This is a genomic window from Aeromicrobium fastidiosum, from assembly GCF_017876595.1.
Taxonomy (GTDB): domain Bacteria; phylum Actinomycetota; class Actinomycetes; order Propionibacteriales; family Nocardioidaceae; genus Aeromicrobium; species Aeromicrobium fastidiosum.
Genome location: NZ_JAGIOG010000001.1, coordinates 2,042,193 through 2,057,924, shown reverse-complemented (window position 1 = coordinate 2,057,924; position 15,732 = coordinate 2,042,193). Strand labels below are relative to the sequence as shown.

At 69.7% G+C, this 15,732-nt stretch carries 12 protein-coding genes; 7 read left to right on the top strand and 5 right to left on the bottom strand.

Translation table 11 applies throughout. From position 1 onward, the window contains the following. Window positions 1–5 precede the first annotated feature (5 nt). Complete coding sequence (locus tag JOF40_RS10195; RefSeq protein WP_129185346.1) at window positions 6–1,064, top strand: HtaA domain-containing protein; 1,059 nt, start codon at window positions 6–8, stop codon at window positions 1,062–1,064. A gap of 166 nt (window positions 1,065–1,230) precedes the next feature. Here JOF40_RS10195 and JOF40_RS10190 read toward each other — a convergent pair whose 3' ends face one another. Beyond that, window positions 1,231–1,791 carry a TetR/AcrR family transcriptional regulator gene (locus JOF40_RS10190; protein WP_129185347.1) on the bottom strand — a complete coding sequence of 187 codons (561 nt, stop codon included), beginning with the start codon at window positions 1,789–1,791 and terminating at the stop codon, window positions 1,231–1,233. 18 nt (window positions 1,792–1,809) lie between these two features. Between JOF40_RS10190 and JOF40_RS10185 the strand changes: the two genes are divergently transcribed. The 6 genes from JOF40_RS10185 (at window position 1,810) to JOF40_RS10160 (ending at window position 7,768) form a co-directional block, all read left to right on the top strand. Beyond that, window positions 1,810–2,601, top strand: a complete 792-nt coding sequence (locus JOF40_RS10185; RefSeq protein WP_129185348.1) for a purine-nucleoside phosphorylase — start codon at window positions 1,810–1,812, stop codon at window positions 2,599–2,601. After that, window positions 2,601–3,386, top strand: a complete 786-nt coding sequence (locus JOF40_RS10180; RefSeq protein ID WP_129185349.1) for an NAD-dependent epimerase/dehydratase family protein — start codon at window positions 2,601–2,603, stop codon at window positions 3,384–3,386. The genes JOF40_RS10185 and JOF40_RS10180 overlap by 1 nt, the downstream gene beginning before the upstream one ends. Window positions 3,387–3,397: 11 nt before the next feature. Continuing rightward, the gene (locus tag JOF40_RS10175) at window positions 3,398–5,029 is read left to right on the top strand and encodes a phospho-sugar mutase (RefSeq protein ID WP_129185350.1); all 1,632 of its coding nucleotides are present in this window, start codon (window positions 3,398–3,400) and stop codon (window positions 5,027–5,029) included. Window positions 5,030–5,178: 149 nt separating this feature from the next. Then, entirely contained in the window at window positions 5,179–5,544 is a 366-nt protein-coding gene (locus JOF40_RS10170; protein WP_129185351.1) for a hypothetical protein, read from the top strand. A 111-nt stretch (window positions 5,545–5,655) separates the two neighbouring features. Further along, window positions 5,656–6,912, top strand: coding sequence for an HNH endonuclease (locus tag JOF40_RS10165; RefSeq protein WP_209674504.1), 1,257 nt, complete (start codon window positions 5,656–5,658; stop codon window positions 6,910–6,912). Window positions 6,913–7,255: 343 nt separating this feature from the next. Further along, entirely contained in the window at window positions 7,256–7,768 is a 513-nt protein-coding gene (locus tag JOF40_RS10160; RefSeq protein ID WP_129185801.1) for a hypothetical protein, read from the top strand. Between the two features lie 33 nt (window positions 7,769–7,801). Here JOF40_RS10160 and JOF40_RS10155 read toward each other — a convergent pair whose 3' ends face one another. The 4 genes from JOF40_RS10155 to deoC form a co-directional block, all read right to left on the bottom strand. Beyond that, the gene (locus tag JOF40_RS10155) at window positions 7,802–8,254 is read right to left on the bottom strand and encodes an anthrone oxygenase family protein (protein WP_129185800.1); all 453 of its coding nucleotides are present in this window, start codon (window positions 8,252–8,254) and stop codon (window positions 7,802–7,804) included. A 70-nt stretch (window positions 8,255–8,324) separates the two neighbouring features. After that, window positions 8,325–11,636 (bottom strand): ExeM/NucH family extracellular endonuclease, encoded by a 3,312-nt coding sequence (locus JOF40_RS10150; RefSeq protein ID WP_129185799.1) that lies wholly within the window; start codon window positions 11,634–11,636, stop codon window positions 8,325–8,327. Window positions 11,637–11,747: 111 nt separating this feature from the next. Continuing rightward, a complete protein-coding gene (locus JOF40_RS10145; protein WP_129185798.1) occupies window positions 11,748–14,834 on the bottom strand; it encodes a 5'-nucleotidase C-terminal domain-containing protein in 3,087 nt (1,028 codons plus the stop codon). Window positions 14,835–14,995: 161 nt separating this feature from the next. After that, a complete protein-coding gene (gene deoC / locus JOF40_RS10140) occupies window positions 14,996–15,715 on the bottom strand; it encodes a deoxyribose-phosphate aldolase (RefSeq protein ID WP_129185797.1) in 720 nt (239 codons plus the stop codon). Window positions 15,716–15,732 lie beyond the last annotated feature (17 nt).

Here is a 15,732-nt window from a genome sequence, read left to right as displayed (position 1 = left end):
ACCACATGTCCATCACCATCGCGCGGCGAGCCGCCGCCGGCCTCGTCTCCGCGGCCGTCGTCACCTCCGGGCTCGCCCTGGCTGCCCCCGCACAGGCAGCTGAGGTCGCGTCCCCGTCGCTGACCTGGAAGATCTCCACCTACGCTGCCGCGACGGGTCAGTCCGGCCAGCTGGCCGACCACTCGGTCGCCGGCGGCGCGGTCGAGACCGATCGCACCGTGACGTTCCCGAACGGCGTCGGCTCGGTCGACCCGGCCACCGGCATCGCCTCGGTGACGTACGAGGGATCCATCACGATGGGTGGCCACGACCAGTACACGATCACCCTCGCCAAGCCCACGGTGTCGGTCGACGCGGCCGGCAAGGGAACGATCTCCGCCGACGTCTCGTGGACCCTCAGCGTTCCGTCGCCCACCGCGGGAGGACCCCAGCGCGTCAACCTGACGACGTTCAGCACCGCAGCGTCGGGTGCCGACTGGACGACCAGCGGCAACCTGCGCTCGCTGACGCGGACGCCCAACTGGGCCGGAGTGCAGACACCCTTCAGCGACACCACCGCTTCGGACGCTGCCGGCTACGGCACGACCGCCAACCGTCCGACGGAGGGCAAGAGCTGGGACCCGGCCTTCATCACCTTCCTGAAGCCGGCCGGCGTGGGTGCGTTCTTCTACCAGACGTCGAACAGCAACGACAACAAGGCACCGTCACCGTTCACCGCCACGGCGATCGCCAAGACTGCTCCGAAGCCCGCCGCCGCCCCTGCCAAGATCACGTCGATCAAGCGCGGCAGCACCACGAAGCCGACGACCAAGAAGACCGGCAAGACCACGGTCACCCTCACGTCGTCGACCGGTGCCGCTGTCACGGGCCAGGTCAAGGTCACCTTCAAGCAGAAGGGCCACAAGACCAAGGTCAAGACGGCCTACGTCTCGACCGGGTCGCGCGTCGTCACGATCCCCAAGCTCGCCAAGGGCAAGTGGACCGTGTCGGTGAAGTACCTGGGCAACGCGAGCTTCGCCCGCACCCTGACGCTGCCTGCCGGGACCTTCAAGGTCACCAAGTAGTCACGTAGCACCGCACCATCTCGGCCCGGGCACGATCATCGTGTCCGGGCCGAGCTGCGTCCGCACGACGTCCGCCGAGTGGCGCAAACCGGGGTTCGAGTGGCGCAGTTCGGCGCGACACGCCGTCCCAGAATCACCGAACTGCGCCACTCGCGGTCCCGGGGGGTCAGGTGCCGAGGGCGCGGAGCACGAACGTCACGACGGCGCCCGGCGCGACCCGGCGCGTCGCCAGGCACGAGTGGACCAGCGACATCGTCGACGTGACGTCGTCAACGGTGAAGACGCCCGCGGCCACCCCGTCGTCGATGATGCCGCGCAGCACCGACTCGACCGCGACGACGTGCTCGCGGATCTCGGCGACCGACTCGCGCGACAGCATCCCGTACAGCTCGGGGCCGAAGCCGAAGTGGAACTCCTCGGACGAGTCCATGTGCTCGGTGACGTAGATGCGCATCGCGTCGGCCGGGCCGTCGGCGCGCTCGAGCGCGGAATCCAGCCGGGCGAGGTAGCGGTCGGTCTCGGCACTCGCGAAGGCCACCACGACGGCGTCCTTGTCGGCGAAGTGGTTGTAGATCGCGGTGCGGCCGATGCCTGCCTCGGCCGCCAGGTCTGCCATCGAGAGGGCGTCGAACGAACGCTGGCCCAACAGCGTCGACAGGGCGTCGAAGACCCGGCGACGGGTCTGCTCGCGGTGCTGCTCGAGCGAACCACCAATGATCTTCGGCATTGTCGTAATGTACGGCAGGTGACCTCCACCGAACTCGCCCGACAGGCCGCCGAAGCGCTCCGCGAACGCACCGGTGGAGGCGACCACGACATCGCGCTCGTCATGGGGTCCGGCTGGCTGCCTGCCGCCGACGCCCTCGGCACACCCGAGCACGAGGTGCCGCTCGCCGAGCTGCCCGGATTCAGCGCCCCGGCGGTCGAGGGGCACGGCGGCACCGTCCGATCGGTGCGCCTGGGCGACAAGCGCCTGCTGGTCTTCCTCGGCCGCACCCACTTCTACGAGGGCAAGGGCGTCGCCGCCGTCGTGCACGGCGTCCGCACCGCCGCGGCGGCGGGCGTCAAGACGCTGGTGCTGACCAACGGCTGCGGCGGGCTCAACCCCGCGTGGTCCCCCGGCACGCCGGTGCTGATCAGCGACCACATCAACATGACGGCGACCTCGCCGCTCGAGGGTGCCCACTTCGTCGATCTCACCGATCTCTACTCGAGCCGGCTGCGGGCCCTGTGCAAGCAGGCCGATCCGAGCCTCGACGAGGGCGTCTACGTGCAGCTGCCCGGCCCGCACTACGAGACACCGGCCGAGATCGGCATGGTCCGCGCGATCGGCGGCGACCTGGTCGGCATGTCGACGACGCTCGAGGCGATCGCCGCCCGCGCCGCGGGTCTCGAGGTGCTCGGCATCTCGCTGGTGACCAACGCCGCCGCAGGCATGACGGGAGAGCCCCTCAACCACGAAGAGGTGCTCGCCGCCGGCAAGGCCGCCGCGACCCGTATGGGCACCCTGCTCGGCGACGTGCTGCCGCGCATCTGATGAAGGTCCTCGTCACGGGCGCGGCCGGGTCGATCGGACGAGCGCTCGGCCGGGGCCTCGCCGATCTCGGCCACGACCTGCGGGGTCTCGACCTGGTCGAGCAGCCCGCGGCAGGATACGAGCACGACTGGATGGTCGGCGACTGCCTCGACCAGGAGACGGCGGATCGTGCCGTTCACGGCGTCGACGCCGTCGTCCACCTCGCCGGCAACCCCGACGAGGACTCCCTGCCCGCCGCCCTCGAGTCGCACGCGCACACGACGGCCAGCCTGCTGGAGGCCATGCTCCGCCACGGCGTCGACCGCATGGCCTACGCGAGCAGCAACCACGCGGTGGGGCGGACGCCGAGCGGCGCGCCACTGACGACGTCGGTGCGTCCCCGACCCGACACGTTCTACGGCACCGCCAAGGTGGCCGCCGAGGCGCTGCTCAGCCTCTACGTCGACCGGTTCGCGGTCAGCGCCGTCGCGATGCGCATCGGGACGTTCGCCGACGCACCCGAGACCGTCCGACAGCTCTCGACGTGGTTGTCGCCGGCCGACGCCGTGCGCATGGTCGACGCCGCGATCGGGCAGCCCGCTCCGGGGTACACCGTCGTGCACGGCGTCAGCGCCAACACCCGGGGCTGGTGGGATCTCGAGCCCGGCCGCGCGATCGGCTTCGACCCGCAGGACGATGCCGAGCGCTTCGCCGGCTCGATCCCCCTCCGCCCCGAGGACGACGTGGAGAACGCCTTCGTCGGCGGACCGCACGTGACGTCCGCCTTCGTCCGACCTGCCTTCTGAAGGGACACACCGTGACCACCGACCTCATCGCCCGAGCGCACGACTGGCTGAGCCAAGACCCCGACCCCGTCACCCGCGACGAGCTGCAGACCCTGATCGACGCGAACGACGTCGACGCGCTGCAGGACCGCTTCGCCGAGCGGCTGCAGTTCGGCACCGCAGGCCTGCGCGGTGCCCTCGGTGCCGGGCCCAACCGGATGAACCGGGTCATCGTCGCGCAGGCTGCCGCGGGTCTCGCGGCCTACCTGCTCGAGCACGCGTCCGGCCCGGACGCGCGTCCCAGCGTCGTGGTCGGCTACGACGCCCGCCACAACTCCGACGTGTTCGCGCGCGACACCGCCGAGATCATGGAGGGTGCCGGCGTGCACGCCTTCCTGCTGCCGACGCACCTGCCGACCCCCGTGCTCGCGTTCGCGATCCGGCACCTCGGCTGCAGCGCCGGCGTCATGGTGACGGCGTCGCACAACCCACCGCAGGACAACGGCTACAAGGTCTACCTCGAGGACTCGAGCCAGATCGTGCCGCCTGCCGACGCCGAGATCTCCGACGCCATCGACGCCGTCGGCCGGGTCGACGAGATGCCCCGGAGCGACGACTACGAGACCCTCGGCGACGATGTCGCGCGGGCGTACGTCGACGCCGTCGTCGCGCTGCCGGGCGACGGGCCCCGTGAGGTCGTCGCCGTCTACACGCCGATGCACGGCGTCGGTCGCGACACCCTCGTCGACGCCGTCGCGCGGGCCGGCTTCCCGCCGCTGCACGTCGTCCGCGAGCAGGGCGATCCCGACCCCGACTTCCCGACCGTCGTGTTCCCCAACCCCGAGGAGCCGGGCGCGATGGACCTCGCGCTCAAGCTCGCCTCCGAGGCCGGCGCCGACGTCATCGTGGCCAACGACCCCGACGCCGACCGCTGCGCCGTGGGCGTCCGCGAGGGAGAGTCGTACCGGATGCTGACCGGCGACCAGGTCGGCGTCCTGCTGGCCGACTTCCTGCTGCGTCGCGGGGTCGAGGGCACATACGGGTCGTCGATCGTGTCGTCCGACCTGCTCGGACGACAGGCTGCCGCGTTCGGCCAGCCGTGGGAGCAGACCCTGACGGGATTCAAGTGGCTCGGCAAGATCCCGACGCTGGTCTTCGGCTACGAGGAGGCGCTGGGCTACAGCGTCGCGCCCGACATCGCGCGCGACAAGGACGGCGTCTCGGCGATCATCACGGTGCTCGAGATGGCCGCCGAGCTCAAGGCCGACGGCCGCTCGCTGATCGACCGGCTCGACGACATCTACCGCGAGCACGGCCTGCACGGCACGAGCCAGCTGTCGGTGCGCGTCGACGACCTGACGATCATCAGCCGCGCGATGGACGTCTTGCGCACCTCGCCGCCGACCGTGCTGGGCGGGCTCGACGTGACCTCGGTCGACGACCTCGCCGAGGGATATCACGGCCTGCCGCCCACCGACGGCATCCGGCTGGGCCTCGACGGGGGCGCTCGCATCATCGCTCGTCCGTCGGGCACCGAGCCCAAGCTCAAGTGCTACATCGAGGTCGTCATCCCGGTCAGCGGCTCGATCGAGTCGGCGCGTGCCACGGCCGACGAGCAGATCGAGGGCATCAAGGCCGACCTCGCTGACGCACTGGGCATCTGAGCATGGCGGCCTCCCCCACCCGTCGCTACGTCGTCGCGGGCGGGATGGTCGTGCTGGCGGTGGCGCTCGGGGCGGTTTTCGGGCTCGTCGTCGCCCGGGCGCTGGCCGGCTAGGAGATCACGCCTGTCGACGATCCCGGGTCGTCCACCGTGACGGTCGGCGATCGGGCGCTCGCGATCTGGGTGAGCCCATCGACGGCCACGACCTACTGCGGGGCCGAGGAAGTCGGGACGGGGCGCGACTCGTTCTCGACGAGCATCTCGACCTCGATGTCGGTGACGGACGGCGGACGGACGTGGGAGCGCGTCGGCCTCGTGAAGGGTGCTGCTGGCTCGAAGCACCAGCTCTCGTGCTCGACGGGGACGCCGCTGACGATCGGTCAGGCCGACAACCCGCGACTGGCGCGCTACGTCCTGCTGGGGGTCACGATCGGCGTCGTCGGCCTGCTGCTGGTGGTCGTGGCAGGTGCTCTGGCGTTGACGACTGCGCTGCGGCGCAAGCCTGCTGCTGGGTGATTTCGGCCTGCTCGAGGACATCCAATCAGGCGGGACCGACAGGAGAATTGTCCCGGTATTGCAGGACTTTGTACCCTGTCGCTCGAACACCTGTTCGACTAGGTTGGGGGTATGAACTCAGCACCGGCGATCGAGGCGATGCGCGAAGCCGCGCACGCCCTGGAGTCCGGTGACGTCCGCGCCCGATTGCACGCAGCCCAGGCTGCCCGCGACGCCTTGGACGCGACGATCTCGACGCTGCTGGCCGACCTCGACGCGTCCAAGGACTACGAGATCGACGGCACCTCCACGTTGAACGCGTGGGTCCGCACCCAGCTGCACGTCGACGCCGGTGTCGCATCGATGCTGGTCCGCAACACCGCCGTGCTGCGCGACCTGCCCCTGTTCGCCGACGCCGCCACCGCCGGACGGGTCAACGCCCACCACCTGCGCGCATTGGCGTTCGGGCTCAAACACCTCGGCCTCGACATCATGCTCGACCTCCAAGAACCACTGCTGGTCGTCGCCGAGACCACCGAACCCAGTGCGTTGTTCCAGATCCTGCGCGAGCTCAAAGACATCAAGCACCCCGAAGACCTCGACGACGCCCACCTACGCGGCATGGACAAACAAGACTTCCAGGTCAACGCCGTCCCCGACGGCTGGCACGTCACCGGGTTCCTCAACGCCATCACCGGCGCCAAGCTCAAAAAAGTCCTCGACGCCATCTCCGCACCCACCGACAAGGACGACACCCGCACCGGCTCCGAACGCCGCGTCCAAGGCATCGACGACCTGCTCACCGACATCCTCGGAAACGGCCTGCCGTCGGACAAGGGCGTCAAACCCCACGTGTCAGTGTTCGTCGACGCCGAGACCGTCGCCGCAGCCGCCGACCACGTCCACCAGACCAACGAAAACCCGTTGCGGACCCCGTCACCGATGCCCGACGTGAAACCCGCCCATCTGGCCGGGTTCGGGCCGATCGGGCCACACCTGCTCATGTACTTCATGTGCATCTCCGAGGCCACCGCATTCCTCATGTCCGAAGGCGGCCACGGCAGGCAAGCCCAAGTCCTCAACATCGGCACCGCGAAGTACCAACCCAACCTCAAGCAACGCCGTGCCGTGATCGCCAGACAACAAGGGGTCTGCGCCGCACCCGGCTGCCACCACACCCACCTCGAGATCCACCACTCCGTCTGGTGGTCACAGGGTGGGCCCACCGACCTCGATCTCCTCGTCGGCCTCTGCACCCGCTGCCACCACCTCCTCCACCGCGGCAACCTGCACATCACCGGCAACGCCGTCACCGGATTCGAATTCACCACCCGCCACGGCCGACCCATCCGACGCCGACGACGAACCCACTACACCCCAGCCGCCTGACCACGAGCCAGGCGGCCCACAGGCCTGCCCCGAGAGGTCCGGGCGGACTCACCGAGTCGGTAACCACGATCTGCCAGACTCATCGCATGGATCAGCGGCAGCGGCACTCGGCGCTACTCCGTACACGCAAGGTGCTTCTCCTCGCGTGCGGAGGTCTCTTGGCCATGTGGGCGCTGGAGGTCGGCAGCCGCGACCAGATCATGGAGATCTTCACTCCTGTCTTCCTGCTGACCGCGGGCCTCGGTCTCTTGGAAGATTCCTCCAGGAACCGCTTGAATCGCGGCCGGAATCGGTAGGGACGTATTCGACGCGTGGGCGGGGCAGAATCAGCGAGGATGGGCCGATGTGGTTCCGCAAGAGGCACGACGACGTGTACGGCATCGACACGTCGCTGCTCACGGTCGAGCAACAGGTCGATGCCTGCCGACACGTCCTGCGGCTGGTCCGTCCCTTCGTCGACAGATTCCAGTGCGACGTGCCGTGGGACAACCGGCACGGCTGGCCTGACGACGTCGTCGAGGCGGCAGCCGTCCTCGCTCCTCTCCCCGAGAACGCGTCGCCGAAGAACACCTACAGGCTCACCGGATGGGTCCGAGACTTCGATGAGGCGACCTGGGCGGCCTTCACGACCTTCGCTCCCTACGCCTTCGCCGCCGACGCCTGGACGGAGGACATGAAGCTCCTTGCGAGCCTCAGCGACGAAGGAGACCGCTTGAGCGTCCGGCTGAGCCCAGACCTCCTGAGTGATCTCACCTCGTCGATTCCCGTCGCAGCGGTCGTCCCCTCCGCCGAGTGGACCCGACAGCGGAGCGAGGAGTGGCGTCTGCGCATCAACAGCAGGAGCAGCGGGTCCTGAGAAGCTCCGACCAGCTCCCACCGCGGCCGCCGCTCAGACAACCAGGCCGATCGTCGCGGAGGCGAAGGCCGCGACCGTCAGCACCGCACGCACGTGGTTGAAGAGCACCCAGCGCGCCTCGAAGGACTGCCTCAGCGGCGCGGGCGCGCCGGCACCGGATGCCAGCGCGTCGTTGAGCGGGATGTTGACGGCACCCGTCACGACGAAGGCACCGGCAACGTAGAGCAGCAGCGCCACGATCAGCCACGGGCGGGCATCCATGCTCCAAGTCGCGACGAGCGCAGCCACGAGGGCCACCGCAGCGCCGCCGAACACCACGGCGAACACGGGGTTGAGGATCGCGACGTTGATCGAGCGCATGGTCTGCACGAACGTCGCGTCGTCGGCGCGCCGCAGGCCGGGCATCACGACGTACGAGAAGGTCGCGAACAACCCGGCGGACAGCCCCGTCAGGACGACGGCGACGACGTGGAGCACCTCGGTCATGGCGTCATCACATCACGCCCCCGTCGTAGTCCGCCCGAGCCGCGGTGGACGGCGGCTCGGGCGTCACCGGCTACCTCCGCCGCACCCTGACGGTGAACGTCGAGGTCGACCCCTCGGCCACCGAGCTGCCCGAGTAGGTCACCCGCACCTTCTTGGCGGATCCGGACGACGTGAACGTGCCGAGCCGCACCCGCGCCTTGCCATTGCGGACCGTGGCGGTTGACATCTTGCCGCCCGAGCGAAGCGTGACGGTGCCGCCATCGACCACGAAGCCGTCGGCCGTCACGCGCACCTCGACGAAGGGCTTGGTGCGGTTGCGCACGATGCGCGTCGGCTTGACCGACCCCACCCTCGTCCGGGTCGCGGCCTTGGCGACGGTCACCGTCGTCGTGGTTGACGTCGGGTCGACCGTCGCATCTCCGGCGTAGAAGACCGTCAGGGGCGTCGTGCCGACCGGCAACGTGCTCGACAGGTTGATCGTGGCCCGACCGTCCGACATCGTGCCGAGGCCGACGAGCTGGTCACCCGCCGCGACGTAGACCAGACCCGAGGCACCCGGCGATCCCGTGACCGACAGCACGGCGCTCGTTCCGTAGGTGCCGGATGCTGCCGAGGCGGTGAGGGTGCTGGCCGTCTTGAGCACCGTCGTGGAGACCGAAGCACTCGACGCGGCATGCCCCTCGTCGCCGGAGTAGCGGACTGACAGCACGTGCGAGCCGATCGGCAGGTCGGGCACCGCGAGCTGGGCCGCACCGCCCTTCAGCGATGCCGACGCCAGGACCTTCTCGCCCTCGACGACCGCGACCGTCCCGGTGGGCGTCGCGTCGCCGCCCGACACCGTCACCCCGAGGCTCAACGCCTGACCCGCGCGGATCGTCGCCGGCGCGTCGACCGCGACGGTCGCCCGCTCGACCTTCTCGGCGTCGAAGCCGACCAGCTCGGGATCGTGGTCGGATGCGCGGAACGGGGTGGTGCCGTCGAACAGGTCGACGAGGTTGTAGTTGTAGCGGCTGTACTCCCGACCGGGTGACTCGTACGAGTTGATGTTCCAGATGTCGGCACCGGTCACGTCACCGAAGGCCGGGCCGGAGGCGAAGACGTGGTCGAGCGATCCGACCTGTCCCTCGAACTGGTACGTCTCCTTGTCGGTCAGCTCGGCCGCGACGTTGACGAAGCCCGCCTTCTCGATGATGTCGACCGGATCCTCCTTGTTGTAGGAGTTGAAGTCACCGGTCAGGAAGACACGATCGGTGCCGGCATCGTCCGCGACGTCCTGGGCGAATCCGACCAGCGCCGTGGCCTGCGCCGTGCGCGACGCGTTCGAACCACCCTGCCCGTCGCCGCTGTCGGCGTCGGTGCCCGATCCGGATCCCTTGGACTTGAAGTGGTTGACGATGACCGCGAACCTCGAGTCGTCCGTGCCACCGGCGACCTTGAACGTCTGCGCCAGGGGCTCCCTCGCGTTGTCGAACGCGGAGGCGGTCGTGAGGATCGTCGAGCCGCCGACGGTCTCGACCGCTGCCGGCTTGTAGATGAACCCGGTCCGGATGACGTCCTCACCGGTCGGCACGGCGGTCGGCGACGGGACGAACGCCCACGTGCCGTCTCCGGCCTTGGCGTTGAGGGCCGTCACGAGCGCGCTCAGCGCGGTGTCGCGCGGCAGGCCGAGCCGCGCGGAGTTCTCGATCTCCTCCAGTGACACGACATCGGCACCCAGGGTGTTGATCGCGGTCACGATCTTGGCCTGCTGGCGCTCGAGGCTCTCCGACGTCGCGGCACCGCGAGGACCGTCGCCGCAGTCGTCGACCGCGATGGGCGTACCCGCCCGGTCGGCGAAGAACTCGCACTTCTCGCCCGACTGCTTCTCGTAGGCCTGGCCCGTCGTCGTGAAGTAGTTGAGCACGTTGAACGTGCCGATCGTGACGTCGCCGCCGACGGCCGCGGGCTTCGCGGAGCGCGTGCTGGTGAACGTCGCCGGCTCCTCGCCCGCCACGAGTCGCTCGGTCGGCTGCAGCCGCCACAGGCTGCGGCGGTAGTCGAGGATGACGGGCTCGTCGATCGTGGCCTTGGCCCCCACGCGCAGCTGGTTGGTCTTCGTCAGCCACGGCAACGCGATGTTCTTGTCGGTCGTGAAGCGGTCGATGTCCGCCCCGTCGTCGAGCGTGATGAGGCGAGCGTCGTTGCGTGCCTGCAGCTCCTTGGCGGCCTCGCCGGGTGCGACGACGTTGGTGGGCTGGTCGAGCGGCTCGTCGCCGTCGACCAGACCGATGTCGCCGAAGCGGTCGGTCGTGTAGTTGTTGGTGACGGTGTAGGTGCCCTCGACGTCGAGCAACATGCCCTCGAGCGACTCCCGCTGGGCCGACGTCAGCGGGAACGTGACGGCGGCGGGCTCGACCGGATCGTGCTGCTCGCTGTCGATGACCGACCACCCGCCATCGGGCGTGGCGATCTGCGTCAGACCGAACGACTCCGACACGATGCCGGTGACCGAGACGAAGTCACCCTTCTCGACGTCCTTGGCGAACGCGAGCGACGAGACGAACACCCCGTCGGACGCCTTGTGGTCGGCGAGGTCGACGTCGCCGGTGCCCTCGGTCTGGATGTACGCGCCGTCGAAGGCACCGGACGTGTACGTCGCCGTGACGACGCCCTTCACGGTGACGTTGGTGCCGACCAGCGGGCTCGTGAAGCCGGTGCCCTGCACCTCGGCGATGGTCGTGGCGACCGGCGGGTCGGGCGGGGTGACCGTGGCGCACCCGGCCAGACTGCACGGGGTGGCCTCCGCCGACGAGAAGTCGGCGGCGTTGTCGTCGGTGTCGGCGTGGGTGGACGCCCGCGTGATGCCGTTGGTCGCGCTGCCCGTAGGAGCCACCGCGGTGCCCTCGAAGACCTTCGCGGTGCCGTAGCCCACCAGATCCACCAGGTCGTCCGCACCCAGCACGTCGTCGCCGGGCAGAGGATCGATCGACGTGCTGAGCGCGATCTGGCCGCCACCGGCACCCGCGGTGATGGAGCTGGTCACATCGGCCTTCGGCAACGGCTTGGCGTTGGCCCCGTTGCCCGGGCCGGCGATCAACAGGTATCCGCCCGCGGGAATCGTCGTGTCGCCGAGCGCCGAGACCTGGCCGAAGTCGGAGGTCACGTTGAGCGGCGACCGGTACTGGAGCGACCATCCGTCGACGCTGACCGCCTGATCGGTCGAGTTGTACAGCTCGTAGAAGCGGCCCTGGTACGTGCCCCCACCGCTGCCGCCGTTGGGGTAGATCTCGTTGATGACGACCCCGGCCCCCGCGGCCGAGGCCGGAGTGGCGGGCAGGGCGATGAGTGAGGCGATGGCCACGGCCGCTGCGGCCGCACCTCGCGTGATGATCGACGTGTTCATGAGCTCCCCGATGCTGGTCCTGCAGATGATGGATCCGGTGACGCGTCCACACGCGTGGACGTGCGGGCGCAGTGCCCGGGGCGGCCGATGACCGCCCCGGGCAGCGCTGGGCTACTTCTTCTTGAGCACCTTGACCGTGAAGCTCGTCGACGAGCCGTTGGCGACGCCGTTGCCGGAGTACGTCGCCGTGACCTTCTTGGCCTTGCCGGACGACGTGATCTTGCCGAGACGGATGCGTGCCTTGCCGCCCTTGACCGTCCCCCGGTAGCTCTTGCCGCCCTGCCGCAGCGTGACGGTGCCGCCGTCGACCGTGAAGCCCTCACCCGTGACCGTGACGGTCACGAACGGCTTGGTGCGGTTGCGGACGATCGTGCGCGGGCTGACCGAGACCTTGCGGGTGCTCGTCGCCCCCTTGGCGATCGTGACACCGACCGTCGTGTCGACCGCGTCGTACGAGTCGCTGCCGCCGAAGAACACCCCGAGGGCGTAGGTGCCCGGCACCAGCGCCGTCGCAGGCAGCGCCACGGAGCCCTTGCCGTCGACCAGGAAGCCGATGCCGACCACGGTCGAGCCGTTGCCGACGTAGACCACGCCGGTGGCACCGGGAGCGCCGACGACCTGGACGACGGTCGACGTCCCGTACGGCGAACCGGTGGCCGTGGCCGTCAGCCCGGCCGATCCCTTGACGACGTCCACGTCGACCGTCGTGGTCGAGGCCTCGTGGTCGGCATCGCCGGCGTAGGCGACCGTCAGCTCGTGCGGGCCGACGGACAGGCCCGCCAGGTCTGCGCTGACGCTCGCCGACCCCTCGGCGAGCTGTGCCGAGCCGATGACCCTGGTGCCGTCGCTGACCGTGACAGCCCCCGTGGGCTCGGTGCCGGTGGACGACTCGACCGTCACGGCGACCTTCGCGTCATCGCTGACCTTGGTCGGCGCGGGATCGGGAGCCGTCGTGGTCGTGCCCGCCTTGGCGATCACGACGTCGACGCTGCCGCTCGTCGCGGGGTAGCCGGCGCCGTCGCCGGCGTAGGTGGCAGTGACCGTGGTGGTGCCGGCACCGAGATCCTCGCTGTCGACGGGGATCGTCGCCGTCCCGCCGTCGCTGAGCGTGCCGGAGCCCAGCTTCGTGTCGCCGTTCGTCAGCGTGACCTCGCCGGCCGGGGTGCCCGACGGGCCCGTGACGGTGACCGCCACCGGGACGTCATCGCCGAACGTCGCCTTCGGAGCCGTCGCCGTGACCGTCGCACCCGTGACATCGAGCGGGACGACGATCTTGGTGCGGCTCGGGAACGCCTCGGACTCGAGGCGCATGGCTCCGCTCCTGCCCTCGGGCAGCGTGAACGGGACGGTCGCCGCGCCGGACGACACGGGCTGCGACGGCACCGAGGCCGTCGCGCCGTCGCCGTAGACGATCTTGGAGTAGATGCGCGTGTTGGCCGGGCTGCCCAGCGAGGTCAGGTCGAGCCGCGGGAACGTGACCGAGCCCTTCGTGCCGACGCCGTACTTGGCGGCGACGCCGCGCACCTCGACCGAGCGCTTCGCGAAGTCGGGCGAGACCGGGCTGTTCTTCTCGAAGTAGGCGACCCAGCCGTCGCGGTCGACCAGGCCGGTGTCGGTGTTGACGCCCTCCTTGAAGGCCCGGAAGTTGTCACCTCCCGTGGCCAGGAACGAGAACGTCGCGACCTTGTACTGCTGGTCGGCCTCGAGCGGCTTGCCGTCGATCGTCACCGAGGTGATGCGGCTGCCCTCGGGACGGGTCGCGTCGAAGGTGTAGTGGACGTTCTTCGACACACCGAGCTGCAGGTAGGCGCGCGTCGGGACGTTGCCGGAGGCGTCGCGCTGCCACTGCTGCTCGAGCACCTTCTTGAGCGAGGCACCCGACAGGCGCACCGAGTTGAGGTTGTTGGCGAACGGCAGCACCGAGTTGAGCTCGGCGAACGTCACGACGCCGTCGGTGTTGGTCGTGCTGCCCGGCACCCCGGCATACGTCAGGTCGGGCGGACGGAGGCCGCCCGGGTTGACGATGCCGATGTCGGCGCCGGCGGGCTCGGCGGCGACGGTCTCGAGCAGCGCGTCGGCGACCAGGCCACCGGCCGTCGACTCCGACCCGCGGTCCTCGGTCGTGCCGCCGGTGAAGGCGCGGGTGATGTCGCCGGTGATCTCGCCCTTCGGCACGCTGCCGACCTTGTCGGCGGCGGTGACGGCCGCGTCACGGATCGACTTGACCTCCGCGAGGTCGGGGTAGAGCTTGATCAGGTCGGCGTCGGACGCCGCGAGGCGTGCGGTGTTCTTGAGCGTGAAGCTCGTGACCTCGCCCGAGTCGGGGTTGACCTGCAGCTTGATCTGGCCGACGTTCTCGCCGTAGTTGCCGGTCTGGATGATCGGACGGGTCTTGCCCGACGCACCGGGCACAGGTGCCTCGTAGGCGTACTTCTGGTGCGTGTGGCCCATGAAGATCGCGTCGACGTCGGGCGACGTGTCCTCGACGAGGTGGCGGAACACCGAGCTGCCGGCGACGGCCTGCGGCAGGGTCAGCGTCCCGTCGGGAGCACCCTCGTGGAACGACGCGACCATGACGTCGGGTCGCTCCGAGTCGTCCAGGGCCTCGAGCCTGTCGACCTCGGCGTTGATGCCCTCGACGGGGTCGCCGAACGTCAGGTCCGCGATGCCGTCGGGGCTCACGAGGGTCGACGTCTCCTGCGTCACCGCGCCGATGACGGCGATCCTGACCCCGTCGATCGTGAAGGTCTTCGACGCCGGAAGGGCCGCGGACCCGTCCGACTTCTTCGTCACGTTGGCGCCCAGGATCGGGAAGTCCGCGCGCGGGACGACACGGTTGACCAGGTCGGCGTAGCCCTTGTCGAACTCGTGGTTGCCGGTCGCCGATGCGTCGAGGCCCACGGCGTTGAGCACGTCGATCGTGGGGTTGTCGTCGTCGACGGCCGACGTGAACAGGGAGGCACCGATGTTGTCTCCCGCCGAGACGAGCAGCGAGTTGCCCGGTGCCTCGGCCTCGAGCTGCTTGATCGTGCCCGCCCACTGCACCGTGGCCGAGTCGATGCGGCCGTGGAAGTCGTTGATGCCGACCAGGTTGATCGTGACGTCGTCGGCTGCGGTGGCCGGGGTCACGGCCAGCAGCGGTGCGCCGAGGAGCGTCGCGGTGGCGACGGCCATCAGGCGGCGGGGCAGATGCTTCACGCAGGTGCCTCTCCGAGAGATCGGAGGCACCGTCCAACGGCTCACCCCCGATGGTGTGCCTGCCTGAGAGTCGTCTCAGGAAGTCGTCCCGACAGCACATCTCGGAGCGACGGATATGTCAACGCATCTGCGGGGCACTGCAGGTGACGAGTCGGTGAAGTTCAGTACGACGTCTCGTCGGTGCCGCCGGACGCTGCCAGGCCGCTCGCCCGGGCCGCCACGTCGTCGAGGATCGTGCCGGTGGCGCTGGTGCCGAAGCGGGTGACGCCGAGGTCACGCATCTCGAGCAGGGTGTCGAGCCCGCGCACGCCACCGGACGCCTTGACCTGGACGGCGTCGGAGACCGTGGACCGCATGAGCCTCAGGTGCTCGACCGTGGCCCCTCCCCCGGCGAAGCCCGTCGACGTCTTGACGAACGCGGCACCGGCGCGCTCGGACGCCCGGCAGGCCGCGACGATCTCATCGTCGTTCAGGTAGGCGGTCTCGAGGATGACCTTGACGACGTGCTCGCCGGCCACCGTGACGACCGCGCGGATGTCGGCCTCGACGTCGTCGAGCATGCCGCTGCGCAGTCGTCCGATGTTGAGCACCATGTCGAGCTCGCGCGCCCCGTCGTCGAGCGCCTGGACGGCTTCGGCCACCTTGGCCTGCGTGCTCGTGGTGCCGTGCGGGAAGCCGATGACCGCGCAGACCGCGACGCCGCTGCCCTCGAGCACCTCGTAGGCGTGCGAGACGTCGCTGGGTCGCACGCACGCGCTGAAGACGCCGTAGCGAGCGACCAGGGCGAGCTGCTCGTCGACGTCGTCGCGGGTCAGCTCGGGCTTGAGGATGGCGTGGTCGATGGTCGCGGCGATCTCGGCGACGGTGACGGTCGAGGACATGCGGTCCATCCTAGGAG